The organism is Dissulfurimicrobium hydrothermale, from assembly GCF_022026155.1.
GTDB lineage: Bacteria > Desulfobacterota > Dissulfuribacteria > Dissulfuribacterales > Sh68 > Dissulfurimicrobium > Dissulfurimicrobium hydrothermale.
This window is the reverse complement of record NZ_CP085041.1, coordinates 1,092,178-1,117,447: the sequence shown is the minus strand read 5'-3', so window position 1 is coordinate 1,117,447 and position 25,270 is coordinate 1,092,178. Positions and strand designations below refer to the sequence as shown.

Annotated in this window: 21 protein-coding genes; 6 read left to right on the top strand and 15 right to left on the bottom strand. The window is 51.4% G+C overall.

From position 1 onward, the window contains the following. The first annotated feature begins 30 nt into the window (after positions 1-30). A complete protein-coding gene (locus LGS26_RS05385) occupies positions 31-777 on the top strand; it encodes an NADH-quinone oxidoreductase subunit B family protein (protein ID WP_237887666.1) in 747 nt (248 codons plus the stop codon). An 85-nt stretch (positions 778-862) separates the two neighbouring features. Here LGS26_RS05385 and LGS26_RS05380 read toward each other — a convergent pair whose 3' ends face one another. From LGS26_RS05380 to LGS26_RS05330, 11 genes are all read right to left on the bottom strand, one after another. Beyond that, positions 863-1,264 carry a hypothetical protein gene (locus tag LGS26_RS05380; RefSeq protein WP_237887665.1) on the bottom strand — a complete coding sequence of 134 codons (402 nt, stop codon included), beginning with the start codon at positions 1,262-1,264 and terminating at the stop codon, positions 863-865. Then, positions 1,261-1,902 carry a hypothetical protein gene (locus LGS26_RS05375; protein ID WP_237887663.1) on the bottom strand — a complete coding sequence of 214 codons (642 nt, stop codon included), beginning with the start codon at positions 1,900-1,902 and terminating at the stop codon, positions 1,261-1,263. The genes LGS26_RS05380 and LGS26_RS05375 overlap by 4 nt, the downstream gene beginning before the upstream one ends. Next, positions 1,880-2,104 carry a hypothetical protein gene (locus LGS26_RS05370; RefSeq protein WP_237887661.1) on the bottom strand — a complete coding sequence of 75 codons (225 nt, stop codon included), beginning with the start codon at positions 2,102-2,104 and terminating at the stop codon, positions 1,880-1,882. Before LGS26_RS05370 ends, LGS26_RS05375 begins: the two co-directional genes overlap by 23 nt. A gap of 135 nt (positions 2,105-2,239) precedes the next feature. Further along, entirely contained in the window at positions 2,240-3,613 is a 1,374-nt protein-coding gene (locus LGS26_RS05365; protein ID WP_237887659.1) for a hypothetical protein, read from the bottom strand. 119 nt (positions 3,614-3,732) lie between these two features. Further along, positions 3,733-4,512 (bottom strand): rhodanese-like domain-containing protein, encoded by a 780-nt coding sequence (locus tag LGS26_RS05360; protein ID WP_237887657.1) that lies wholly within the window; start codon positions 4,510-4,512, stop codon positions 3,733-3,735. A gap of 18 nt (positions 4,513-4,530) precedes the next feature. Then, positions 4,531-7,755 (bottom strand): molybdopterin-dependent oxidoreductase, encoded by a 3,225-nt coding sequence (locus LGS26_RS05355; protein WP_237887655.1) that lies wholly within the window; start codon positions 7,753-7,755, stop codon positions 4,531-4,533. Further along, positions 7,755-9,017 carry an NrfD/PsrC family molybdoenzyme membrane anchor subunit gene (gene nrfD, locus LGS26_RS05350; protein ID WP_237887653.1) on the bottom strand — a complete coding sequence of 421 codons (1,263 nt, stop codon included), beginning with the start codon at positions 9,015-9,017 and terminating at the stop codon, positions 7,755-7,757. Before nrfD ends, LGS26_RS05355 begins: the two co-directional genes overlap by 1 nt. A 17-nt stretch (positions 9,018-9,034) precedes the next feature. Then, positions 9,035-9,763 carry a 4Fe-4S dicluster domain-containing protein gene (locus tag LGS26_RS05345; protein ID WP_237887651.1) on the bottom strand — a complete coding sequence of 243 codons (729 nt, stop codon included), beginning with the start codon at positions 9,761-9,763 and terminating at the stop codon, positions 9,035-9,037. Positions 9,764-9,930: 167 nt separating this feature from the next. Next, positions 9,931-10,614: a response regulator transcription factor gene (locus LGS26_RS05340; protein ID WP_237887649.1), complete on the bottom strand. Its 684-nt coding sequence runs from the start codon at positions 10,612-10,614 to the stop codon at positions 9,931-9,933. Then, positions 10,611-12,116 (bottom strand): ATP-binding protein, encoded by a 1,506-nt coding sequence (locus tag LGS26_RS05335; protein WP_237887647.1) that lies wholly within the window; start codon positions 12,114-12,116, stop codon positions 10,611-10,613. Before LGS26_RS05335 ends, LGS26_RS05340 begins: the two co-directional genes overlap by 4 nt. Then, complete coding sequence (locus LGS26_RS05330; protein ID WP_237887645.1) at positions 12,080-13,048, bottom strand: substrate-binding domain-containing protein; 969 nt, start codon at positions 13,046-13,048, stop codon at positions 12,080-12,082. Before LGS26_RS05330 ends, LGS26_RS05335 begins: the two co-directional genes overlap by 37 nt. Positions 13,049-13,282: 234 nt before the next feature. Between LGS26_RS05330 and LGS26_RS05325 the strand changes: the two genes are divergently transcribed. From LGS26_RS05325 to LGS26_RS05305, 5 genes are all read left to right on the top strand, one after another. Continuing rightward, the gene (locus LGS26_RS05325; RefSeq protein WP_237887643.1) at positions 13,283-15,121 is read left to right on the top strand and encodes an AAA family ATPase; all 1,839 of its coding nucleotides are present in this window, start codon (positions 13,283-13,285) and stop codon (positions 15,119-15,121) included. Then, positions 15,118-15,489, top strand: a complete 372-nt coding sequence (locus LGS26_RS05320; protein ID WP_237887641.1) for a response regulator — start codon at positions 15,118-15,120, stop codon at positions 15,487-15,489. The genes LGS26_RS05325 and LGS26_RS05320 overlap by 4 nt, the downstream gene beginning before the upstream one ends. Continuing rightward, positions 15,486-16,457, top strand: coding sequence for a porphobilinogen synthase (gene hemB / locus LGS26_RS05315; RefSeq protein ID WP_237887639.1), 972 nt, complete (start codon positions 15,486-15,488; stop codon positions 16,455-16,457). Before LGS26_RS05320 ends, hemB begins: the two co-directional genes overlap by 4 nt. Before the next feature lie 79 nt (positions 16,458-16,536). After that, positions 16,537-17,535, top strand: coding sequence for an ABC transporter substrate-binding protein (locus LGS26_RS05310; protein WP_237887637.1), 999 nt, complete (start codon positions 16,537-16,539; stop codon positions 17,533-17,535). A gap of 5 nt (positions 17,536-17,540) precedes the next feature. Next, a complete protein-coding gene (locus tag LGS26_RS05305) occupies positions 17,541-19,904 on the top strand; it encodes an ATP-binding protein (protein WP_237887635.1) in 2,364 nt (787 codons plus the stop codon). Here LGS26_RS05305 and LGS26_RS05300 read toward each other — a convergent pair. The 4 genes from LGS26_RS05300 to LGS26_RS05285 are packed head-to-tail and all read right to left on the bottom strand — an operon-like array spanning position 19,901 to position 25,039. After that, positions 19,901-21,010 (bottom strand): ABC transporter permease, encoded by a 1,110-nt coding sequence (locus LGS26_RS05300; protein WP_237887633.1) that lies wholly within the window; start codon positions 21,008-21,010, stop codon positions 19,901-19,903. The genes LGS26_RS05305 and LGS26_RS05300 overlap by 4 nt on opposite strands. Before the next feature lie 6 nt (positions 21,011-21,016). Continuing rightward, the gene (locus LGS26_RS05295) at positions 21,017-22,138 is read right to left on the bottom strand and encodes an ABC transporter permease (protein WP_237887631.1); all 1,122 of its coding nucleotides are present in this window, start codon (positions 22,136-22,138) and stop codon (positions 21,017-21,019) included. After that, complete coding sequence (locus LGS26_RS05290; RefSeq protein ID WP_237887629.1) at positions 22,128-23,996, bottom strand: ATP-binding cassette domain-containing protein; 1,869 nt, start codon at positions 23,994-23,996, stop codon at positions 22,128-22,130. The genes LGS26_RS05295 and LGS26_RS05290 overlap by 11 nt, the downstream gene beginning before the upstream one ends. Before the next feature lie 5 nt (positions 23,997-24,001). Beyond that, positions 24,002-25,039: an efflux RND transporter periplasmic adaptor subunit gene (locus LGS26_RS05285; protein ID WP_237887627.1), complete on the bottom strand. Its 1,038-nt coding sequence runs from the start codon at positions 25,037-25,039 to the stop codon at positions 24,002-24,004. Positions 25,040-25,270 lie beyond the last annotated feature (231 nt).

Sequence of the window (25,270 nt, the reverse complement as noted above, 5' to 3'; positions counted from 1 at the left end):
GCATAATGACCCTCTTGAGGACAAGAAAACATGTTTAAATTAATAAGGACAAGGATTCATCAAGGCTATAAGACCTGCAATTATCCCGGCAAAGAGGTCACTCTACACCCCGCTTTTAAGGGTCTCCCAAGGCTGAACCTCAATTGCGACCAGAACATTGTAGAGAAGTGCGCAGCCTCATGCCCGCAGGACGCTATTGATCCTGGAACCAGGCTGATCGACCTCGGACGCTGTGTCTTCTGCGGTCTGTGCGAAAGGATATCCAAAGGGGAATTCATCAGATTTACAAACAACTTTGAACTCGCTGCAACGCAACGCGATCACCTGATAACAGATGGAAATCTCCCGGATATCGCAGCCAATGCAAAGAAGCGCTTCAAAGACCTTTTCGGCAGGTCTCTGCAACTCCGGCAGGTCTCAGCCGGCGGCTGCAACGCATGCGAGGCGGATACAAACGTGCTGAACACCCCATTTTATGACCTCTCCCGTTTCGGCATCCAGTTTGTGGCGTCCCCGCGCCACGCTGACGGGTTACACGTCACCGGCCCTGTCACCCGGAATATGGCCAGGGCGCTTTTAATGACCTATGAGGCCGTACCTTCGCCAAAGCTGGTAATCGCAGCCGGAAGCTGCGCTATCTCCGGCGGGCCTTTCAGGGGGAGCCCTGAGATCATACCCCTTGAGACCCTCCTGCCAGTGGACCTCTACATTCCGGGCTGCCCTCCGCACCCGATGACGACACTGAACGCCCTCATCAGGTATTTTAAAGAAAGATAGATCAGAATGATTGGTGCCAACGCAGCAAGACTGCAATCCGCAATTCAATCCCGACACAAAACCTTCGCACACAAATAATCAGAATTTAACCTGGAGTCTTGTAAAAAAACGCCGTCTTGTCCCTGGCTGTATTGCTGTTGAAGGCTGTTCCTCCAATCACGCCTTTTGAGTACCCGCTTACCCCGTCGGCCAGATGGGCATAGGCCATCCCTGCATCCAAGGCGAGTATCTTGGTAAAGTGATAGGTCAATATGGTCAACAAGTCTGTCCCAAGATAGCTGCTCCTTCCATCTGGGGTGCGGCTGTTTCCAAACCATCCGGCGCCAAGGTAGATATCTGTGTCGTCTCTTTTTGTCTGAAAGGTGGTAAGACCATAGCCGTTATTTGAAATATTGACTGCATCACCATCGAAGCCCGTGTCAGTCGGGCCCTGAACAGTCAGAAGCCCTGTGTAGCCCCAATAACCATAGGTCTTTGCAAGGGTCATGACCAGAAGGAATCCCGTGCCGCACGTTCGCCTGAGGCGTATGTGCCCATGAGGCCAAATCTGTCCTTTCCGACAGTTCCTGCGAGTTCGATCTTGGAGGCAAGGCCTTCTCCGTCTCTGCTGGCCGCAAGGAGATGTCTGTCGGTATGGGAACCAAGCAGGATGGCCTTGGCCTTCAGGCCCATTCCGAGATCTATCATGGCGCCAAGGCCATAATTGATGTGTGGTTTGGTATGCGTTCCATAGGCGTCAGCTACATCGGCGCAGGTGACACCCGTGTTCAGTGTAAAACCCTCTGTCGGTTTAAATCTATAATCTATCTGGTAATGAGAGAAATCATCGTGGGCAATGGGCTCGTCGCCTTCGTTCAGCTGTGCGCCGAAGACCTTGAGCCTGCCAGGGCCGAGGTCTTTCTCAATTGAGAGGGCCACTGGGTTGTAGTCCCAGTCAGATGAAAAGAGTATATCATCAAAGGCATCGCTCAAGGGTACTATTCCGGCCTTGGCCTCTACGCCATTCCGGAACGTATAGTCCATGACCGCATGGCGGATGGAGATATCTGTGCGGCGAGAACTGGAATTTGTAGTAGAAATATTGTTATTGGTGTGTCCAGGCTCAAACTGAATCCGCAAGCTCACTCTTTAAGGCCTCTGTCTCCTCCACCAGTTTGTGAAGGGCGGAATCCCGTTCGGACATCCTGGCCTGGATCATTTTCATCTGCTCCATAAGGGTGTTGATAGACGCCTCATCATTTGCAAAGACAGCCGGGCTGAAGATAAAAAACGCCGCAATTATGACAAGGGGCATTACAAATTGTAGTTTTTTATATAGGAATTCCACTTTCCCATATCCTCCCTTTACTTTAAAAATGCGGGCGAAATAATCTCGCCCGCAGCGGAACTTGTCTCTAAGGCCTTCATGAAGGTTTAGCCTTAAAGGACAGGGGGGTCTTTAGAGTGCCTTATTTAATAAGGCCTAGAACGCCAATTGATATACGACCTGGAACTTGTAGTCGTTCCCCAGCTTATCGTTCAGACTTGGGATCTTGGTCTTCAGTCCGGTGTCGTTGTCATAGTTGGTGGATTCAAAGTCGGCCAGCACCATGTTTCCTTTGTAGATGTCATAGGAGAGGCCGGCTATGTAGAGGTCGTATGCGCCGTTATTCGTGATCTTGTTGTCCTTGTCCTGATCGAAGTGGTCATAGCGGCCAAAGGCTGCGAGTTTCTCTGTGATGAACGGCAATCTCACCCTTCCGAAGAAAGAATAGCCCTCGGTCCTGAGTGTGTCATAGCTGCCATCTGCCCTTTTAAATGTCCATGTGCCAGCCGCATTGCCTGTGGTCTGGAAGTACTGTGCAGTAAGGATATAGAGTGGATTTTCCAGGCTCAACATGCCCATGTTGACCACATAGTTTGGCTCATAGCCTGCGGTTCCATCCTTATTGCCCTTGCCGAACATGCCAAGATAGCTCGCCTGAAAACCTGGGATCATATCCGGAAGCGGTCTGATTGAGATCCTGCCTTCCAGGGCCTTGTTGTTGTTGGCCTCTGCGTCATGGTATCCGCTTCCGTTAAAGACACCTATATGCCAGCTCCCGTAACGGCCGTCATAATTACCATTGCCGGTCGCAGCCTTGGCATTGGCAAGCTTTCCTCCTATATTGCCTATCATGCTTATGCCCATATCAGCGGAGTTAAAGACACCAGCCCGCTCTATAGCCATGGTGCCCTGTGCACGATATGGATTTATGCTTTCCTCAAAATCAAGCCATGGGTTGTGGCCCTGCCCAAACTCCACCCTCATGTTGGTGAGCAGACCTAGGTCGTTTGGATTCATCTGGACATAGAGGTATTTTATCCTGGTCTCCCAGCTTCCGGAGTCATTATCACCAGGTACAGTACTGATCCTAGTGATGTCGGTCGTGATGCGTCCACTGAGCCATGGAGTGACCGCCTTCTGGACAGTCAGGTAACCACGGGTGAGATCAAATGTGTTAAAGTTTTTGGACCTGTTGCCCGAAAGCGGTTGCTGGCCTGCTGAATAGTCGATATAGCCGAGCCCGCTGATACTGAGACCCTTAAAGGCGTCCGGAAGCGCGACACCGCTCTTTGATACCTCTTTCACCACCTCTTCCTGCTGTTTTTTCTGGGCGACGGCCGCCTCTTTCTGTATGACAGCAGCCTCCTCCTTGGTCAAAATCCCCTTTTTTATGAGTACCTGTATAAGAGCGTCATCGGAGCTGCCGGCAGCCCATGCGCTCCCAAAAAGGCCCGTGGTCATGAACAAAAGCGCGCAGAATATCGACGCCAGGCATGACACCCTCTTGGTTCTATTTGAAACGATTCCCATTTCACTTCCTCCTTTTTATTTATTGATGGTTGGAAATACTTTTTTATTAAACGCCTCTTGTGTCATAGCCGTAACGAGACTATGACAAAAATGTTACAGTGATCAGCTCCAGCATCCCATCAACATCCGAAATCCTCTTCTTCATCCGAACCATTTGGTGAACTTTTAGGTTTATGCGATGATGGACCCTTACCTCCATTTTGTTTACTACCACCCCCTTCTTTTGGATTTTTAAGCCACTTGAGGTATTCCTCATAGCCACTCTTAAGTACATATACATTTGAGTATCCAAGTTCCCTCAAGATCACCAACACATGGTTGGCCCGCCTCTCTGTATGGCAGACAAGCAGTATCGAGGCCCCTTTCCCTGGAAGCAGATCAAGGTGTTTCATAAACTCCCGAAGCGGGATATTTATCGCCCCTTCAAGGTGGCCCTTGTCGAATTCATACGGTTCCCTTACATCGACAATGAAATACCTTTTGCCCTGCTTTATGTCTGCCGAGAATCGCCCAGGCGGGATTTCGTATCTGTCTTTAGGTATGGATGAGAGGTACTGATCCCCGGCCCAGGCCAGAAGCGCCTGGTTGTAGAGGGTACAGACATCATCTGACTTTGGTGACTTTGGAGACCTTGAAGACCCCGCGGATCCTGGCTGTGTCAGCAAGACGGCCTGTCTGTAGAATGATACGGCATCCTTGTATCTTGCCGCCTTGAATGCATCTTCTCCCTTTTGTATCAGCGAGGCGGCATCCCCTGTTGGGGGTAATGCCCCAGTCTGGCGGCTGTTCTCAGGCGCTGGGGCTGGAGGGTTTTGGCCCCCATCGCCTGAGCAACCGTCCAGTGTGAGAAGGAGGGTCATGAAGATGACCGTGTAGTAGAGCAACGTCCTCGTTGTCATATCGTCAGCGCTTTTACCTCAGGCCCTTACCACCCTGACCCATGAATCATAGAAGGAACAGCTCCCGCCGATCGGGTCGGAGAGGCATGTGTTTTTGACTGTCTGATCCACCATCATTACTGAGTTCGGACAGATACCTGTTGCGCGCCTCTTGTCCCCCTTGATAAGTGCGCCGTCAACCGACACATCCTGTGAACCGTAGGCCCAGTGGCCGTAACTCCAGCTTACAGCCACGGTTCCGGGGCGTATGCCTTCCTCGGTCTTGAGCACGCCGGTCACAGGTTTCTCAACGCCCGGCAAGAGCGGGATGGTCCCTTTGAGGTTGGTTGGTCCCTCAAGACGCACCAGGTCTCCGTCTTTGAGGCCAAATTTCTCTGCATCCCGTCTATTCATCTGAACATAGTTCTGCCCCTGCTGGGCCACCATGGTCCAGTAGTTACCTATGGTTCTTGACTGACCGCCCATGATCAGTTTGTAGGTAAAGAGCTGGAATGGAAATTCGCCTGAGAAATGGATATCTCTGCCCGCTGCGTCACGCACTGGCTCGGCAATTGGAAGACCGGAGAAGTTCTTCCCTGTCATGCTGTGTCTTCCAGTGGCCACCGCCTCACAGAACAGGTTGAACTGATTTTTATATTGATGCGTTACCTTGTCGCCTTCGTATGCCTTGCTTGCGTCTTCAAAACGCCCGCCGCGGTTTAGCACGTAGACGACCCTGCGCCAGAGATCTTCATCATTGCCAACGGCCTTTTTCCATCTTTCTTCATCAAAGACCGCCTTGGAAAGGTGCCTCCTTGCCTTTCTGAAGAGTTCGAGCTCTTCCTGATCCGCAATGGGCGCCTTGTCTTTACCGGCCTTGTTGCCATAGGCGATGTTGGCGACAAACTTAAGATAATATTCATCCCGATGGGTAAACGGCATGCCTGGTCCGAAGCCGTCCGGCCCGTAACCGGAAAGCCCCAGTTTTTCGGCAATGGCAAGCATCACGGCCTCCATCGAGATGTGCTGTTTCTGGCCGAAAACAGTGCATATCTCCGTGGGGGGTTCCACAGCAGGCTGTCTCACAGTACTTGAAGCTGTCAAGATGTTCGGAGGGCAGCTTTGCGTTGTCCATCTTTCCCATATAGCGGTGTCAGGGAAGATGTAGTCCGAATACATCGTGGTCTCCCCAATTACGATGTCGTCGGACAATACGAGGGGTATCTTTTTTGGATCACGTAAGATATCGATGGTCGAATTCGCCCCCGGGACTGAAAGGGCTGGGGTGCCCATGTGTATAAAGAGCACCCCTATGGCATATGGGTATCCGTCGGCCGCGCTCGGGATCACCTCCTGATAGACATCGCCGGTATATGGATACCAGGTCCTCCTGGCCGGATACCCATATTTTTGAAACATGGTGGTATCCTCATAATGCCTCTGCTCCCTGGTGATATGCACCCCGAAAGAACCAAGCTTATTGGGATGCAGCGTCTTTAACGGGAAGGGTTGCCCCTCCTTGCCGCCGTCCATATCCCAGCCGCCGCCTCCTGCCGAGAGGCCGCCCTTCCAGTCGCCGTTGCCGACCATAAGATTTAGGGCGAGTATGCACCGGCCGTTATAGTAGCCATTCGTGTGCTGTACCGGGCCGCGGTACATGTCAGCCACGGCCTTTCTGCCGTGGCTGGTGAATTCCCTGGCGACCTCTATTATCTGCTTGACCGGGATGCCCGCCTCTTCGGCCCACTCGTCAAGGCCCTTTTCCATGACGACGTCCTTAAAGAGCGAAAATGCCGTCTTGTACTTGACGCCTCTTATCTCGCCTTCGGCAAGGAGATCGCCCACTACTGGCTGGCCCTCTTCTGTATAGGGGTCAAAGGCCACAAGTTTTCCCCCTGCGCTTACGACGAAGCGATCAGATGGAGAAAGCCCGCAGTCATCGCTTCTCAACAGCCTCTCGCCGCGCTTCCCGTCTTTAGAGAGCATGACAAGGTGAGATGCGTTGGACCAGGTGGTATCCCCGTTTGCCTTGGCCGCCACGCGGTTTGCCGCCCTTAAGTAGGCCTCATTATATCTGTTGTTTTCGATGATCCATCTCGCCATGCCAAGGGCAAAGGCCGCATCTCCACCTGGTTTTATTGGCACCCAGTAGTTTGCCTTGGCCGCGGTATTGCTGAGCCGCGGGTCAACCACGGCAAAACGGAAATTGCGTTTCGCCTGGGCGTTCATGATGTATGACGTCCAGCTCGTCGGGCCGAAGTTCGCCTCAAACGGGCTTGTGCCGAAAAAGATTACAAACTCGCAGTTCGGCACATCCGGTTTCATATGGGCCTTGCCGTCTTTCCATTTTTTCTTGTCATATTCGTATGAGGCCGTAAACTGCTTGTATGCTATATGGTGTGACTGTTCACACACGGTTGTGTGCTCATAGCAGTTGACCGATCCAAAGGCGTCCTTGGTCCACCTCTTTGCAAATTCATGCCTGCTACCCTCGATACGGCCGGCCAGGAATACGAATTGGTTGTTCTTCGGGCCAAGGTCAGGGTGATCCGGGTCTATAAGGAGGTGGAGGTATTCCTGGTGCTTCGACTTGAAGTCATCAAGGCTCATCTCTTTCTTTGCGACCTTTTCAGAGTCTTCCTTCAGGGATTTCATAATGGCAGGGTCGCGAACCGCGTAAATCTCTTTAAGTCCAGGGACATTTCCTTCGCCAAAGATGTTACCGCCGTTTACTATCTCGGTTATGGCCTGATCAAAGTCCACTGTGATCCATTTGTTTTCACCACGGTTGGTGCCGGGCTTTCTCTTCAAGACCTTTCTTATCCTGTACGGGTCATAGAGGGTCTGGACCCCTGCGTTGCCCTTTGGGCAGAGACGACCATCATACAGGACTGCTTCCTGGGGTTTTGTGTCATATGAAAGCTGAGGGTTCATGTTCATAGGGCTATATGGATTGCCAGCCACGCTCACCATGACACCGTCTAATATTTTGCACTTGATGGTGCACGCGGTATGGCACTGGAGACAGCATGAATAGATGACGTTTTCCGCGTTGTCGAATGGATAGTTGTTGCCAAGAAGACCCTTTGCCCTCGCAGTCTCCAGGAGTCCAAGGCCCGGGACCTGAGATGCCGCCGCAAGGCCGCCCAGGAACGCAGTGCTCTTTAAAAAACCCCTGCGGGTCATCTGTATATGTATCTTTTCGCCATCAACCTCGATAACCTTGTTTGTCTTCATATCTTTTTCCTGTTTTTTGGCGCTCATTATGCAACCTCCTTATCATCTTTGTTTACTATTGGGAGCACGTTGTATCCGATCAGGAAGAGAAGCAGCCCAAAAGATGCGATCCAGATAGTAACCAGCCACTCGGATACGGTCGGCAGATATGTGTAGTTAAGTCCTGGGCCCATAAAGGCATACTGAAGCCCCTCTATCTCCGGGTTTATCTGGGCCGGAATGACGATATTGAGTCTCAGCGCCATAAAGGTGACTGCCACCAGCAGTGCGGCAAAGGCGATAGCCCCTGGACTGGTTTTTCCAACAGGTCTTGATACGGCGTTTCTGGTGAATATCCAGACAGGTACGATGACACCGAAAAGGACATGGACGACCCAGAATACGTACCAGTAATGCCCGAAGAGCACCGCCTTTATCGGTATGGCCTCGTCAGGGATACCGGCATACATGCCAACAAAATATTCGGATATCTCAAACAGTAGGTCTAAAAGGACAAGGGACAGGACTATTTTGCCCAGAAACCGCATCATGTCTTCAAATTGAGGTCTGTTTCTGTCAGGTCCCCAGACATAGACGATGGCGGTCAGAAGCGCCCCGCCTGATGCAAGCGCCCCCACAAGAAATACTATCGGCGTCAGTCCACTGTGCCAGTAAGTGCGCGCACCTACTACAGCAAAGAGCATACCGACCCCGCCGTGGAATGCGATGGCAAGGGGTACGCCGATGGAACCCAGGACCTTTAAGACCCTGCTGTCCCTGGCCCTTGACTTATCCGAGGTGTCTGAACTTCCAAGCGCGAGGAATCGACAGACAGCCGCAATGAGCCCTGTCCCGATTGAGGCCGTTTTGATGAGATCTACCCGCATTGCAAACCAGAGCTCAAACAGGATGACCACGAAATAGCTTGAGTATAGTATACCCATCCAGGACATCATGGATTTGAAGTTGGGGTGGAGGATAACCCTGTAAACCCTGAATTCATGGCCAAGATCGAGCCAGATGGAGATGAGCGCGGCTATCAGACAACCAAAGGCGGTAAAGAGTGAGAGCTTGCCTATCTTTTCCAGTTTTTCGATCTTGACCACGTAAACGAGGGTAGAGAGAAGGAAGGAGCCTGCAGAAAGGCCGATGAAGTAGATATATGTTGCAACCCAGAGGCCCCATGGGATGTAGGAGCCGTAATCGGTCAACCTGTGCCCGAAGGCGAACCTCTGGTATATGCCGTAACACCCTATAACGAATCCTATAATGGCGATAAGCCATATCAAGCTTGCGATCTGTTTTTTCATATTCAAGCCTCCTTTTATTAGACCAGGTAAAATGTGCTTGGATGGGTGCCGAATTCCTCTTTCAACCTCATGAGCCTCGGCGAGCCGAGCAGCGCGGAGACCAGGCTGTCTGGGTCGTTGGAATCGCCGAAGTAGGTGGCGTCTCCAAGGCATGTGGTGACACAGGCGGGCAGGATGCCCTTTTCAACCCGATGCAGGCAAAAGGTGCATTTCCGCGCGTTGCCGACAGGGGAGTCATCCCTGTTCTTTCTCGGCCATTCCTTGCCGTATTCAAAGGAAGGCAGTTTTTCATAGTCAGGGACAAAGGGCGTGTCGTCGCAATAATAAAAACCCTTGTCAAAGGTCCTGGCAGAATATGGGCAGGCGTTTATGCAATAACGGCAGCCGATACATTTGTCATAGTCGATCTCGACTATGCCGTCCGGCCGTTTCCATGTGGCGCTTGCCGGGCAGACCTTGATACAGGGCGGATTGTCGCACTGCATGCAGGGCCTTGGCAGAAATGTCTTTCTGACATTTGGATACCGGCCTATCTCCTTTTCCATGACCGGGCGGTAAACAATCCCTGGCGGCAGGTGATTTTCAGCCACGCACGCCGTGGTGCAGGCGTGGCATCCGACGCATTTTCCCAGATCGATCACCATGACCCAGTGCCTTTTATTCATGGGTTTTTTAAGGGCGCGTTTGAGATCATTCATCATCCTTTGCCGTATTTCTTCCTGAGGTTCGATGTCAATTATGGCCATTCACAGCCCCCTCGTATGATTTTGTAATCATGATATGGAATAATAGGGTTGTTGAATAAAAAAATAAGCGGGGAAAGCTTGATACTTTTGTAGGAATTAAAGGAAGGGACTTGCGGGGTTATGTCAGGATAATGTCTATGTTTAAGAGATATTTGTAGGGAAAATGATTACATCTCATCGTCTTTTTTCAGGATGCCAAGTTTCAACGCCAGGGCCACGAGCTCGGACCGGCTCTGGAGACCCAGTTTTATGAAGGCCCTTGACCGGTATGTAGTTACAGTCTTTTCGCTGAGGTTATAGAGCTCGGCGATCTCCCTGCATGTAAAGCCCCTGGCGACGTTCTCCATTACCTCTTTTTCCCTTGGGCTCAGGCCTTCCCAGAGTCTGGTCTCCTTGTCCTCAAGGGTTGCGCCGGTCTTTGAAGGTCCTTTCGCCATCTTTCCGACCAGCCCTTTTAACATGCTCGGAGAGATATACATCTCTCCCCTTGTCACTGATCTTATGGCGTAAATCAGGTCTTCGTCCATGGCTTTTTTGAGGAGGAACCCCGCGGCCCCGCCATCCATGGCTCGCTCAAGGTATTGCTGATTTTCGTGCATGGTGAGCATGATTATGCGCGATTCGGGGGAATTTTCGCGTAGCTTAGGGAGTATTTCAATCCCGCTTGCACCAGGGATGGATATGTCAAGCAGAACGCAATCAGGCTTGAGTTCTGTCACGGCCTGGATAGCGCCATGGGCCTCCGTCGCCTCTCCGACCACCTCCATGTCTTCCTGCGCGTCAATGAGCATCTTGAGTCCTGCAAGGAGCAGCGTGTGGTCATCTACTATTATTACCCGCGTCTTTTTCATCGAGGCGATTCGCTTGAGACACCCGCGGGTATGGTAAACGTCACCATCGTGCCCTGGCCAGGCTCGGATTCAACCTTAAATTCACCTCCGAGGAGTTTTGTCCTCTCTTCCATGCCGTAGATGCCAAGTCTGTTTCTGGTCTTTGCCACCATGTCGAATCCAACCCCATTATCTTCCAGAATACCCCTTATCTCTCCGTTGATCAATTCTATTATGACAGTCACCGCATCCGCCTTTGAGTGGCGGGCGACGTTCGTAAGGGCCTCCTGTACTATGCGATAGAGGCTTGTCTCGATATAGGACTCAAGGCGTATGTCTTTAAGCCCGTATATGTAGAGTTCCACCTTGATCCCGTATTTTGCCATGAATTTATCCGCATACATCTCAAGAGCCGCGGTGATCCCCATGTCGTCCAGGACCGACGGTCTAAGCTCAACGGCTATGTTATGGATCGACTCAAGTTCGCTGACAAGGGTGGCCCTCAGACGCTTGATGCTCTCTGTTATGAGCCTGCGCTCTTGCGTCTGCTCGAGGTATTTAAGCTCCAGCATCAGAGACGCAAGAGACTGGGCGACCTGGTCGTGAAGCTCCCTTGCTATGCGCTTTCTCTCTTCTTCCTGGGCGGTGATGATTTTTTGAAGGAGTTCCTCTCTTATCCCTTCCCTTTCGAGCCGCTCCCTTTCAGCCATTTCGAGTTTTGCTGCCATCTGATTGAAGGCCGATGTGAGCTGGCCGATCTCGTCTCCGGAATTTTTTTGCGCCCTTACTGAAAAATCACCCTCTGTGAGGATGCGCGTGGCGTTCAGCAAGATCATGACAGGTCTTGTAATCACCCATGTGAGAAGCCCTGAAAAGGCGATCCCAAGCACTATCACGCCCAGTGTCGTAAAGACGAGGGCCTTTATAAGCCTTGTAATGGCGTCTTCAGAGCCCTTCCCTGAAACCCCCACACGAACAACCCCTATGTCCCCGTTAAGTATGGGGGCGGATGAATCCAATACCAGCCCTTCATTTGTTTGAAGCATTTTGGTCCCAACGCCTGCCTGGGCGTCATGCTCCACCCTTAAAAGATCCAGCGGAAACCCGCCTTCAAAGGTATGCGCAAGGACCTCCTTGTTTGGAGAGACAATAAAGGCATAACGGAGGTCCGGCAGGTTCCTTACAGCATCCTTGAGCATACGGGTAAGGCCGAACATGTCGTTTAAGAGGATATAATCCTGGCTCCTGGCTGCAAGCTCCCTTGCTATGGAGCGGCTCATCTCCCGTAGCTGTCTGTATGACTCCTGCTCCATGGCCCGATAGACCTGAAGTGTGGTAAAGGTCCCGATGAGTATGGCGGTGCCCACGACCATGCCAATGATCTTTAGATTCAAAGGCACGGCATCCGCCATTTTCCAGAAAAAGGAAAGTCTGGAAGATAAGTGTGTTTTTCCAGGAATGGCTGCATCCCGATCGTTTTGTGTGGCTATTTTTTGCATGGCTGGTCTTTGTAGTCTATGCAAAAGGCCTCGTAGATGGCAGGCCTTGGCTCGACAAATTTCTCAATACCCAGGGCAAAGAGGGCGGTTTTGCCGTCTCTGTTTTTGTGCATGCGGAGAAAGATGTCTTTTAATCTCTTTGTTTCCGTTGGGTTCTGCTCGCGCGGCACTACGACCGGCGGCATTCCGAACTCCTGCGAGGTAAGTATGATGCGGATTTTTTTTGCTATGCCTGGGTCTTTGTTTATGGCGTTTTCATAGACGATTTCATCCACAGACGCCCCATCCGCAAGCCCTTGGGCCACGGCCTGTATGGAGCGGTCGTGGCTGTAGGTGAAAAAGGTGCGTTTAAAAAAATCCTCAGGCTTATAACAGGCCTTTTTGATCAGATATGCAGGGTAGAGATATCCCGTATTGGAAAGGGGGTCAGTAAAGGCAAAGACACTTCCCTTGAGGTCCATAAATGTCCTCGCCTTCGACGCGGAGGGCACGATTATGACTGCACGGTAGGTCACTTTGCCTTTTATCTGAGGCGTAACCAGCAGGGACATCTTTTTGTCGCTGCCTTGCTGGATATAGGCCCCTGTGCAGACAAAGGCAAGATCGACCCTGCCTTTTGCGATCAGCTCATTTACCTCCCAGTAAGTGCGCCGCTGTATAAGTTTGACAGGTCTTTCAGTGACCTTTCCAAGATATTTTAAAAGCGGCTTGTAGGACTCAACAGTCCCTTCCGGCGAGATAATGGCGGCAACCGCGACCCTCAGGGGTTGCGGGCCGCCTGTGCTGTTTTTCTCAGGAAGGGCGGAGAGCTTGTCAAGTCGTATGACGCCTTTGTTTTTTTCTTGGTCTTGTCTCGATTCTTTATCTTTATCTTTACTGCACCCGATATAGATAGAGAGAACAAAGACCATTGTGAAAAGTAGATATGCAACTCGGGGGCATCGGATGCCTTTCATAATTCTCAGTTTACAGCTTAAAATAATTTGAATTTATTTATGAAATTATTTTCAATATATAACGAATTTTATGTCAAATAAATTCAACTTTCAATACGGTTTTATAGATGAAAATAATAAGGCTCATCGCCCTTCCCTAGACGGCCTTGTCAAAAACAAGACGATGGATTAATTGTTAAGCAGCAGTTGTCTACTTTACAGCCTGTCTAACTGCCATTAAAAATATAATTAATTATGGATAATCAAAAAAACGATCTGGGTCCTAAAGAAGAACCAATGCACAGCGACACCACTAAAGAAACGGCGGCAAGGGAAGTCCCGTCCCAAAAAGACCTAGAGAAAGAAATAAGCGACTATCTCTCAAAACGATACGGCGGCAAGGTCCGCGTGATATCACACATGCTCTTGCCAGAAGAACTTGACCACAAAAGACTTTCCGATGGGACGGGAAGGGGTGTGCATGGCGGACATAAGATACACTTCAACCTCAAGCCCGAGGAGTTGGAGGCCTGGCTCAACAGGTTCGTCGTAAGACAGGAAAAGGCTAAGGCCATCCTAGCGACCAAGATCTGCACCCACTTCAATCGCATAGAATACCTAAGAAAGATGGGCAAAAGCGTACAGGCGCATGGGCCCGGCAACATAAAAAACAATATCATACTCATCGGTCCTACTGGCTCAGGAAAGACATTCCTTATAAAGCTCATAGCAGATCGCTTGGGCGTGCCCTTCGTCAAGGGAGACGCCACCAAATTCAGCGAAACAGGCTATGTCGGGGGCGACGTCGAAGACCTTGTCCGCGACCTTGTCCAAGAGGCCGATGGTGACATAGAGCTAGCTCAGTGTGGCATTGTCTATATAGATGAAATAGACAAGATAGCATCGTCGCCTAATGTACATGGACCTGATATCTCGCGCGCCGGCGTCCAGAGGGCCTTGCTTAAACCCCTCGAAGAGACCGAGGTCGATCTGCGCGTACCACATGATCCCATCTCCCAGATAGAGGCCATAGAGAGATACAGACAGACTGGCAAGAGGGAAAAGAAGACCTTAAATACCCGCGATGTCCTTTTTATTGCAAGCGGCGCCTTCTCAGGGCTCTCGGAGATTATAAAAAAGAGACTCACCAGACAGGGTATCGGTTTTGGTGCGGATATCTGCATAAAAGACGACGAATACTGGCTGGATTTTGTCAAACCGCAGGATCTTATCGAATACGGATTCGAGTCGGAGTTTATAGGCCGTTTTCCTGTTGTAGCCGTACTCCATGAATTGAGCGAGGACGATCTCTATCAGATACTCAAAAATCCTGAAAGTGCGGTCGTCAGAGGGAAAAAACAGGATTTCAAGATCTACGGTATAGATCTCAGGTTTGAAGACGACGCCCTGAGGCTGCTTGCCGCCCAGGCATATCAAGAGCACACCGGGGCCAGGGCGCTGGTAAGCGTCATGGAAAAGGCCCTTATGCCCTTTGAAAAAACATTGCCGTCCACCGAGATCAAATTCTTGCTCGTAACCGAAGAGCTGGTCAAAGATCCAGAAACTGCCCTGAAGGGCCTCCTGTCTCACCCCTATGACCACTCACTTATCAAGAGATATGAGGAGATAGTGGATGCCGAAAAAAGAGACCTCATGGAGCGCATTGAAGTGGATGTGTCGAGGTGCTGGCGAAATACGGATGTGCCCTTCAACCCAAACAGGCTAAAGATGATAAACCGTCTGATCCTGGAGCAAGACATGTGCCTAGATGCGGCCCAAGAAACAATCCTTTCCCGGATTGAGCAGATAAAAGGCTACGAAGACGCCTTTTTTGACAGATGCGGCATAAAAATCATCTTCGAAGAAGAGGCGATTGATGCGCTGATTGAAGGCTGCCTTGATGACCCAGAAAACCTACGCACAGCGTGCGAAACTATATGCAATATCCTGGAATACGGTCTGACGCTCATCAAAGAGAAGACCGGCCAGGAAAATTTCAGCATTCCAGCCGAGGCGGTGAAGGGCATCGAATCCTATATCAATAGACTCATCCGTGCAAGTTATCGTTCACCGCAAAAAAGCGAGGCGATGTGAAACAAAATCAAACTATACTGCTTGCCGACACATCCGAGAGGATAAGAAGACAGTTCCAAACGGCTGCCGAAAGGCTTAAACTGAGGCTCATACTTGCTGAAGACGGCCAGGAGGCGCTTGATTTGGCTGTCGAAAAACTCCCCGACCTCATAGTTATAAGGAGAAATGCAGCCGTATTGGATGCCCTTTCCTTCAGTGTACTCCTAAAGCAATCGGCGAATACCAAAGACATACCTGTAATCATCATCTGTACTGAGGCATCGACACAGGAACGGGAGCGCTTCAAAGATGCAGGTTGCTGCGGCTGCCTGGAAGAACCCTTTTCAGATCAAAGGGTTATCGAGATATTAGAGAGGTGGTTGCCATGATGTTTCCTGAGTATCGGGCAAGGAGGATGCGGCGTAGCGAGGCCCTGCGCGCCATGGTGCGCGAGACGGAATTGAGCGTAAAACATCTTGTATATCCGCTCTTTATCATCCCTGGGAGCGGGATCAAGGAACAGATAAACGCCATGCCAGGCTGTTTCCACCTCTCTGTGGACAAGGCCGCCGAAGAGGCAAAAGAGATACTCGACCTCGGGATACCTGCGGTCATAGTCTTCGGCCTACCTGAACACAAAGATTCAAGGGGGACAGAGGCTTGGTCGCAGCACGGCACCGTTCAAAAGGCTGTGCCAGCCATAAAAAAAGCAGCTCCCGACCTTGTGGTGATAACCGATGTATGTATGTGCGAATACACATCGCACGGCCACTGCGGCGTCGTATCCAAAGACGGGGTGGAAAACGACGCAACACTCGAATCTCTCGCAAAGATCGCCCTCTCCCATGCAAGGTCTGGGGCCGACATGGTTGCACCATCCGACATGATGGATGGCAGGATCGGGGCGATAAGAGAGGCCTTGGATGAAAATGGCTTTGAACACATCCCTATCATGTCCTATGCAGTCAAATACGCCTCCGCCTTTTATGGTCCGTTCCGTGAGGCGGCTGACAGCGCCCCACAATTCGGAGACCGTCGCTCCTATCAAATGGACCCGCCAAACCAGAGAGAAGCCGTTCGCGAGGCCATGTTGGACCTTGAAGAGGGCGCTGACATCCTCATGGTCAAACCGGCCATGCCCTATCTTGACATAATCCACCTCCTGAGACAGGAATTCACACTGCCCATAGCGGCCTATCAAGTAAGCGGCGAATACTCGATGATCAAGGCAGCGGCCCGATCGGGTTGGATAGACGAGGCAAGGGCCATAGATGAATCACTGACCTGCATCCGACGGGCAGGCGCCGACATCATAATAACATATTTCGCTAAAGATTATGCAAAGGGGCAGGCCTAAGGCCTCTTGCAGCAGCGCAAAACACAATCGTATATACGGCCTTAAAGGCATATAGGCCTCTATTAACCAGGACGGAGACATGAAAAGATTCATATTCCTCCTTGCCTTTGCCGCCACTGTCCTATTCCTTTCTCAACCCATTATCGCGGCGGACGAAGATATAAAACAGGTGGTCATAATCCGCTATCCCATAGAACCTATGGCCTTTCAAGGCGTTGTGGACGGATTTAAAAAGGCCATGGCATCACAGGGGTTAAGGGAGGGCAGGGATGTGATCTATATCGACATCCTTACCAGATGGAAGGATGAACGTTCGGTTCCTGAGGTGCTGGACGCTGTGAAGCGCTATAAGAAAAAAGCGGCCCTCTTCGTCACCTGCGGCTGGGTCTCTCTATATGTAAAACAGGCCCTGAAAGGCTCGGACACCCCGCAAATATTTGTCCCGGTACTGGACAGCGTGGCTCTGGAACTGGTACCCGGCCTTAGCCATCCATCCGGCTTGAACATAACCGGCGTCTATCTCATGTATCCACCCGGCAAAGTCCTGCGCCTGGCAATGGCGCTCATCCCCGGTCTAAAACGCATGGCCTATGTGTATGATTCCCGCATCCCAGCAGACCTCTCCTACAAAAAGGCCTTTGAAGCCGTCACCGAGACCGGCGCAGTCAAAGTAATCTACCCAGACATTGCGAAGGGCATGAACGAAGTGACAAGGGTGATAAGGCGCAGCGATGTCCAGGCCGTCTGCTATCTTGTCGGCGGCATGAGATATGTAAAGGAACTTAACGAGCTAGGAGTCCCAATAGTCACAGCCTACGCCTTTGACGTGGACGAAACGGCGCTCAAGAAGAGGCTTGCTAAAGAAAAGGCGACACTGGCAGGTTACTTCAACCCCTTTTCATACTGCGGATTCCGGGCGGGTCTCATGGCCGCCAGGATCTTAACGGGCACCAAAGCCGGGGAAATCGCACCGGAGGCCGCAAGGCAAATGCTATTCATAAACCTCACTGCGTCCAAGATGTTCCTCATCCCGATTGACCTCCAAGCCCTCGAGACCGCCGATCTCGTCATCAGGTAATTGCCATGGCCGTCAAGTCCCTTCGCACGCTCTCCTTTCTGTTCGGGCTTTTATTCGCCTCAGCAACGGCCCTGCCCATATTCTTCGTGGCCGAAGGGTCCCTGCACGACCTTGCGTTCAACCTGGCAACAGAGGGAATCTTCGAAAGGATAGATGGTAGCCTAAACAAAATCGACCAACGTTATGAGGAACTGCGCATCCTTGGCCTTGACGACAGCCCTGAACACCTGGCAACATTAAAGGCTGGCAGCCTGCGCGACCTCTCCAGAGATCTCTCGTCAAAAACCTATATCGTCCCCGGCACTGCGCTAGTAATAACCAAAGACGGCACCGTCCTTATAGGCAATGACATCCAGGACCTGAAAAGTCAGAACGGCGTGGTCCGGGGGCTCTTAAATGAGATGGACGGCAAGGCAAGGGGGGTCGCAACCTATACGGTGCACGGCACAAAGAAGATAGCCTGTCTCAGATATTACCCGCCATGGCAGGCATATGTCGGGATAGGGGTCAATATTGACGATATCCATGCCCTGCACAAGCGCTTCACGGAGATCAGCCTCGCTGCCATTACAGCGGCCTTCGCGCTGGCCGCCCTTCTTGCGCTCGCAGTGCATCGCTTTATCATAGCACCGCTCATCTCCCTCTCGGTCTATGCGATGGAGATCTCCAAGGGCAACTACGGGGTCGAGATAGAAGGCCGTTTCCCTATGGAGATCGGGGTGCTGAAGGCCGCCTTTGAAGGAATGGTAGGCAGGGTCAAGGAAAATATGGCCGAAATAGTAAGGCAATTGGAGATCATAAAGGAAAGGGGGGCCGAGAGGGACGAGGCGCTCAAGGCCTCACAACTGAACGAGGAACGCCTGACTGTCACCATCCGCTGCATGGGCGACGGTGTTATCTCCACAGACCTTTCGTCAAAAGTTACCCTCATAAACAAGACGGCCGAAAGACTCCTGGGGATTAGCCATGTCCAGGCCATCGGAAAAGAGATCGGCGAGATATTCACCATCAATGATGAAAACGGGCATAATATCGATCCAGTCAGGGATGCGCTGACACAGAACAGACTCATAGAAAGCCGCGGCAGGGAAAGTCTCGTACCAAAAACAAGGGGTGGATTCGACTGCGCCTACGCCTGTTCGCCCATACTGGACAGCTCGAGTTGCGCAATCGGAACGGTGTTCGTCTTCAGGGACATAACTGAACACAACCGTCTAGTCGAACAGGCCTTAATTGCTGAAAAACTTGAATCAGTGGGCCTGCTGGCAGGCGGTATAGCACACGACTTCAACAACATCCTGACCCCGATACACTCAGGCATCAGCGCCGCCCTGAGCCACATAAATGAACCACAGAGGCTTGAAAAGCTGCTTAGGCCAGCCCTCAAGGCAGCCGAAAGGGCCGTAGGCCTTACGCATCAGCTCCTGACCTTCGCCAAGGGCGGTGAGCCGGTGAAAGAAGACGCCTCTCTTGAGGAAATAGTAAAGGACACAGCCGGATTTGTATTGAGCGGCGCCAGCATTATATGCCACTACGAGTTCGCCCCGAACCTCTGGCTGGCCAGCGTTGACAAACGTCAGATCAGCCAAGTCATCCAAAACATTGTTTTAAATGCCAGACAGGCCATGAAAAACAACGGCCTCATCACTATCAGGGCCGAGAATCTCGAGTATACAAACGAGACTGGGTGCGAAGGAGAAAAGGATATACCGCTTGCACCAGGACGTTATGTAAAGCTGACGATCGAGGATAGTGGCCCAGGAATACCACAACACATCCTTGACCGTATCTTTGAGCCTTATTTCACCACCAAGACGGAGGGGAGCGGCCTTGGTCTCGCGGTGACTCGCTCCATAGTTACAAGGCACGGCGGGCACATAACGGTCAGTTCAAACAAAGGCAAAGGTGCCTCCTTTACAATCTATCTACCTGCATCATCAGGGCATGCCTTGGGTCATACCCTACATGTCGGACCAAGCGAGCACACAAAAAGGGACGGGAGGCTCATACTCATGGATGACGACGAGATGATCCTCGAACTGGCCAAAATACTCCTTGAAGACATGGGATATCAGGTCTTGACGGCACGAGATGGGAGACAGGCTGTCGACCTCTATAAAGCCGCAATGAATGAAGGCCGCCCAGTGAGTGCGGTCATCATGGACATCACGGTCCTAGGCGGCATGGGCGCAAAAGAGACCATGCCCGAATTGTTAAAGATAGATCCTGGGTGCAAGGGCGTCGTGTCGAGCGGCTACTCACAGGATCCGATTATGTCTAATTATAAGGAATATGGCTTTGCAGCGGCCCTGCCCAAACCATATCGGATGGAAGACTTGGCCGCGATGCTGGATAAGATACAGGCCTAATACATCCTATGTCTGAACATCAATGCGGCAGTAAAAAGGGTTACGAGCCCAATGACCGCCATGGGCCAGTATTGATTGACCAAAAGTCTGGCCCCAGCCCCTTCCAGAAAGACCTCCCGGACCACCACTAGAAAATATCGAAACGGGTTTATGAGTGTCAATTTCTGCACGACGACCGGCATATTGGCGATGGGTGTCGCAAAGCCGGACAGCGTCACAGCCGGCACCAGAAACAAAAACGCACCCAGAAGCCCCTGTTGCTGGGTCACAGCAAAGGATGAGATCATAAGACCTACACCTATTGCAGATAAAATAAAGAGACCGAGCCCAAGATAAAGGGCGATGACGCTGCCCCTCAGAGGGATGTCAAACCAGTAAACCGTCACAAGTATAATAAAACTCGCTTCAATAAGGCCAATTATCATGCCTGGAATGGTCTTTCCAAGGAGAATCTCAAACGGGTTCAAGGGGGTGACCAGAAGCTGATCAAAGGTACCGGCCTCCCGCTCCCTAGCTATGGAAAGGGCAGTCACTATAAGCGTCACTACCAAGGTCAAGAGACCGACGATTCCCGGGACTATGAACCACCTGCTCTCAAGATTCTCATTAAACCAAGCGCGGATATCGAGCCGGACAGGTGCACCGCCAATGCCATATCGCATCGCCAGATCCTCATTGAACCTGGCCACTATCTCGTTTACATAATTCAGGGCCAGCATGGCGGTGTTGGAATTACGGCCGTCGATTATCACCTGGACCGGCGCAGGACGCCTCTCCAAGAGATCACGCTCGAAGTTCCTCCCTATATGAAGGACCATCAACGCCTTCTGATCGTCTATAATGGGTCTGATGGACCCCTCGTCCAGGATATAGGCCACCTTTTCAAAGGCCCTTGAGCCATCGAAATGCGCTATAAGCTCTCTGGATGCAGGACTCCTGTCTTCGTCATAGATCGCATAGGGGACGTCTTTAAGATCAAATGTAGCGGCATAGCCAAAGACGATAAGCTGAATGACAGGCGGACCGATCAAGACGAATCTGCCTTGTTTGTCCCTTAAAAGGGCCAGAAATTCCTTTATCACGAGTGATATAACCCTAGCCAACATGTTTTCCTACCTCAGATGCTTTTTGCTCTTTATCGCCACAACACCCATAAAAAAAGACGCTATAACTACAAGGGCTGCGGCGTTTGCAAATATGACCGGATAGACATCCCCTGCTGAAAAGACGGTCTGGAGTATCGATACGAAATACCTTGCAGGGATCACATGTGTTATGACCCTGATGGGAAACGGCATGCTCCGTATGTCAAAGATGAAACCGGAGAGGATGAATGCGGGTAAATAGGTTGCAATGATCGCCATTTGACCGGCGACGAACTGACTCCTCGCTACGGTCGAGATCAAGAGCCCCATGCCGAGCGCGGCGAGGAGATAGAGAGACGACGCAATAAAAAGCACGACGTATGAACCATAAAACGGGACATTAAACAGATATACGGCCATCAAGACTGAAAGCCCCATACCGCCCATGCCGAGCATAAAATAGGGGATGACCTTGCCGACCAATATCTCGGCTATCGTGACAGGAGTTGACATCAGGGCCTCCATTGTGCCCCGTTCCCACTCCCTTGCCACAACCATGGCCGTAAGAAGCGCCCCGGTCAAGGTCATAATGACCGCTATAAGCCCAGGGACTAGGTAGTTTCTGCTCCTGACCTCTGGATTGAACCATATCCTTGATTCGAGCACTGCCCCCTGACCAAGGCCTGCACCGAATGACATCAGAGCGCGCCTCGTAAGCCACTGTCCCCAAACCCCTGTAAGATATCCCTCAATCAGACGCGCCGTATTGGCGTCGACGCCGTTTACGAAGACGCCTATAGACGCATCCTTTTCCTTTATCTTTCTGGCGAAATCCGATTTGAACCAGATGATTGAATCCACCTTTCCCCTCATCATGGCCAGCTGTGCCTCGCCTATAGAGCTAAATCCAATGGGCTCGAAATACTCCGACTGCCGGAGTCCGCTTACAAAATCAGCGGCCTCCGGCCCAGGGTTATCGATCACCACCCCTATCGGGACATGCCTCGCATCGAGAGTAACCCCATAACCAAATATAAAGAGGAGCACCACTGGCAATACAATAGCAATGGCTATGCTCGATGGATCGCGCACGATCTGAAGCGTCTCCTTTTTCATAAGAGCAAAGAGCCTTACGCGATCAATGGACATTCTCTCTCCTCCCCTCCAATATCGAAATAAATACCTCCTCCATTGTTGCATGCTTGATATCTGGGAGATATTTTGCCTTCAGCTCATCCGGCGCCCCGAGCGCCAACACCTCACCCCGGGCCATGATGGCAAGCCTGTCGCAGTACTCGGCCTCTTCCATGAAATGCGTAGTTACAAGGACGGTCACGCCGCTCTCGGCAAGGGTGTTGATCCTTGTCCAGAACTCCCTCCTGGCTATCGGGTCAACCCCGGAGGTCGGTTCATCCAGAAAGAGTATATGCGGCTCGTGCATAAGCGACGCGGCTAGGGCAAGGCGCTGCTTGTAGCCGAGCGGCAGCTCGCTGCTTGTCGTATCTTTATATGACTCAAGCTCAAATTCCTCAAGCGCCCAGCTGATGCGCTCTTTCTTCCGTGCCCCGTTCAGACCATAGACCCCTGCAAAAAAATTCAGATTCTGGGCCACGGTGAGATTAACATAGAGGGAAAACTTCTGGGCCATATAGCCGATCTTCGCCCTGGCCCTGGCAGGGGCGCGCCTCAAATCCTCGCCTGCGACCTCAAGGTGTCCGTCACTTGGCGGCAAAAGGCCACAGAGCATCCGGAAGGTGGTGGATTTGCCAGCGCCGTTTGCCCCCAAAAGCCCGAATATCTCGCCCTTTTTTACTGAGAAACTTACGTTTTTGACCGCACAAAACCCGCCGAACCACCGCTCAAGACCCTTCACAACAATCACATCATGGAGATCATCCAAATTTGATGCGCCTTCCGGCTGACACTCGACTGCCTGGATCTCGACATCAATCACGCCGTTAGCGACATCCGAGGCGGCAGAGACATCAAGACCGGCATCGCGCATCAGAGGACCAACGGAGGACGGGATCTCTTTCTGCCGGACAAGAAAGACAAATGCGTCTTCAAAACGGGCCGGAACAGGGCTGACATTAGCCTGTGGACAGACGTCTGACACAGAAGCGGCTGTATCCATGCCTTTTTTAACTACAAGCCGCACCCCATCGGCCTGAATGGTGCTGTCGATTACGCCCTTGATACCAGAAAGCCGCTGCCTGAGCGCCCGCTTCCCAAGAGACGGTGCGGTAACCATAAAACTCTGACCTGCCATCATATCAGTAAAGACCTTTGGCTCAGCCTGCTTTATAAGCCTTCCTTCATGCAGGAGTATCACATCCTGACAACGCTCGGCCTCATCAAGATATGCCGTGCTCAAAATGACCGTCATGCCCTCTTTCTCCACCATGCGATTCACTATCGTCCAGAGCTCACGGCGCGACAAAGGGTCCACACCAACAGTCGGTTCATCGAGGATGAGGAGTCGCGGACTGCTCAGGAGGGTACATATGAGACCAAGCTTCTGCTTCATGCCGCCCGAAAGTCTCCCTGCAAGGCGGGATGTAAATGGCGCAAGGCCTGACATCTTAAAGAGGTCTTCATAGCGTTTTTTGCGTTGATCGGCCGGGAGATCCTTGAGATCACCGTAGAGCTCCATATTCTCAAGTACCGTCAGGTCTTCATACAGACCGAAACGCTGTGGCATGTAACCAGCATCCTTTTGAACCACCCCTGGGTCTTTTATTACATCCGTACCAAAGACCGTTATCTCGCCTTCATCTGGTAAAATGAGGCCAAGGATCAAACGCATGAGCGTGGTCTTTCCCGCACCGTCAGGACCTATAAGCCCCGTGATACACGAAGGCGCCACATCAATGCACAGGTCGTCAAGGGCGGTTATAATACGTGATCCAGCCTTGAACATCTTTTTGACATGCCTTATGGAAACAGCCGCTGCAGGTCTTTCAACAGGTACACTGCCTGACGCTTGAACGGTTTCCAAGGCCGACATAATTATTAGCTTTCTCCAGCAACGGTGCCTTTCGACCCGGCACCGTCTGAAGACACAATCTTCACCGTGGCCGGCATACCAAGGCGCAGCTCGCCCTGTGGATTTGACACGAACACGCGTACCTGATAAACGAGCTTGGTTCTCAATTCAGTCGTCTCGACTGGCTTTGGAGTAAACTCGGCAGTAGGCGAGATAAAACCTACCCATCCCTTATAGACTTTGCCAGGGAAACTGTCAGTAGTTACCTCTGCAGGCATCCCAAGCCTGATCCTGCCGAGATCCGGCTCATCGATGTAGGCCCTGACCCAGACAGGATCAAAAAGCGCAAGCGTAAAGACCGGGGTATTCGGTGAGACCATATCGCCTGGCTCAAGGATGCGGTTTTCAATAATCCCACTGGATGGGGCATAGAGTCTGGTATCTTCAAATTCGCGCCTTGCATAATCAAGTGCAGCCTCATAGGCCTTTAGTGTGGACTTGGCAGCTGCTATGTCTTCCTTTCTCGGTCCTTCCACGGCAAGGTCAAGGTCTTGATGGGCTGCGTCCAATTCAGCCTTGGCCGCCTTGAAGTTCGCCTCCGCATCGTCGAATGCCTGTTTTGACACAAGGCCCTTGTCCACCAGCCCCTTAAGACGCCCATAATTGGCTTCCGCATCTCTCATCACCACCTCCGCCCTCCTCACCCTGGCGCGGGCAGCCGCTATCTGTTGATGTCTCGTGCCTGCAAGCAGGGCTGCAACCACCTCTTTTTGAGAGGCTACCTGCGCCTCAGCCTTTTTCAGATTTGCCTCATAGCGCGTGACGTCCAACTCGGCAAGGAGCTGACCAGATTTCACAACGTCACCTTCCTTCACGAGCATCCGCTCTATCCTGCCCGATGCGTCAAATGCCAAATTCACCTGGCGTATATCCACATTGCCGTAAAGGGTTATGACATTACCGGACGGTCTTTTATAGATACCAAAGACATAAAAGGCTACGCCCCCCAGGACAAGCAGGGGTATCACTAAGCGCAAGACGATTTGCTTCTTTGTAAGCCTCATTTCTCTTCTCCACTTACTTTATTCTCTATTTCTTACCCGAATAGTCACTCAAACGTCAAGTCAAATTCCCTGAGCTGCCGTTTCGTAAACATCTAGGACCCTGGACAGGTGACCCTAGATCTCTATCGCAAATAATCTTTGGCGATTCACCTAAAACAAACAAAAAGCCGTTAAAAACAAGTTGGTTATAGTGTAAGCTCGCAGATTCAAGCTTCTATCTTCTTTGAAGAA

What these genes read in the sequence shown, in the direction of transcription:
- LGS26_RS05365 (WP_237887659.1), bottom strand. Translation starts at nt 3,613, where the DNA reads ATGGGAATCGTTTCAAATAGAACCAAGAGGGTGTCATGCCTGGCGTCG.
- LGS26_RS05295 (WP_237887631.1), bottom strand. Translation starts at nt 22,138, where the DNA reads ATGTCCATTGATCGCGTAAGGCTCTTTGCTCTTATGAAAAAGGAGACG.
- LGS26_RS05385 (WP_237887666.1), top strand. Translation starts at nt 31, where the DNA reads ATGTTTAAATTAATAAGGACAAGGATTCATCAAGGCTATAAGACCTGC.
- LGS26_RS05325 (WP_237887643.1), top strand. Translation starts at nt 13,283, where the DNA reads ATGGATAATCAAAAAAACGATCTGGGTCCTAAAGAAGAACCAATGCAC.
- hemB (WP_237887639.1), top strand. Translation starts at nt 15,486, where the DNA reads ATGATGTTTCCTGAGTATCGGGCAAGGAGGATGCGGCGTAGCGAGGCC.
- LGS26_RS05330 (WP_237887645.1), bottom strand. Translation starts at nt 13,048, where the DNA reads ATGAAAGGCATCCGATGCCCCCGAGTTGCATATCTACTTTTCACAATG.
- LGS26_RS05380 (WP_237887665.1), bottom strand. Translation starts at nt 1,264, where the DNA reads ATGACCCTTGCAAAGACCTATGGTTATTGGGGCTACACAGGGCTTCTG.
- LGS26_RS05300 (WP_237887633.1), bottom strand. Translation starts at nt 21,010, where the DNA reads ATGTTGGCTAGGGTTATATCACTCGTGATAAAGGAATTTCTGGCCCTT.
- nrfD (WP_237887653.1), bottom strand. Translation starts at nt 9,017, where the DNA reads ATGAAAAAACAGATCGCAAGCTTGATATGGCTTATCGCCATTATAGGA.
- LGS26_RS05285 (WP_237887627.1), bottom strand. Translation starts at nt 25,039, where the DNA reads ATGAGGCTTACAAAGAAGCAAATCGTCTTGCGCTTAGTGATACCCCTG.
- LGS26_RS05360 (WP_237887657.1), bottom strand. Translation starts at nt 4,512, where the DNA reads ATGACAACGAGGACGTTGCTCTACTACACGGTCATCTTCATGACCCTC.
- LGS26_RS05355 (WP_237887655.1), bottom strand. Translation starts at nt 7,755, where the DNA reads ATGAGCGCCAAAAAACAGGAAAAAGATATGAAGACAAACAAGGTTATC.
- LGS26_RS05310 (WP_237887637.1), top strand. Translation starts at nt 16,537, where the DNA reads ATGAAAAGATTCATATTCCTCCTTGCCTTTGCCGCCACTGTCCTATTC.
- LGS26_RS05345 (WP_237887651.1), bottom strand. Translation starts at nt 9,763, where the DNA reads ATGGCCATAATTGACATCGAACCTCAGGAAGAAATACGGCAAAGGATG.
- LGS26_RS05340 (WP_237887649.1), bottom strand. Translation starts at nt 10,614, where the DNA reads ATGAAAAAGACGCGGGTAATAATAGTAGATGACCACACGCTGCTCCTT.
- LGS26_RS05290 (WP_237887629.1), bottom strand. Translation starts at nt 23,996, where the DNA reads ATGTCGGCCTTGGAAACCGTTCAAGCGTCAGGCAGTGTACCTGTTGAA.
- LGS26_RS05305 (WP_237887635.1), top strand. Translation starts at nt 17,541, where the DNA reads ATGGCCGTCAAGTCCCTTCGCACGCTCTCCTTTCTGTTCGGGCTTTTA.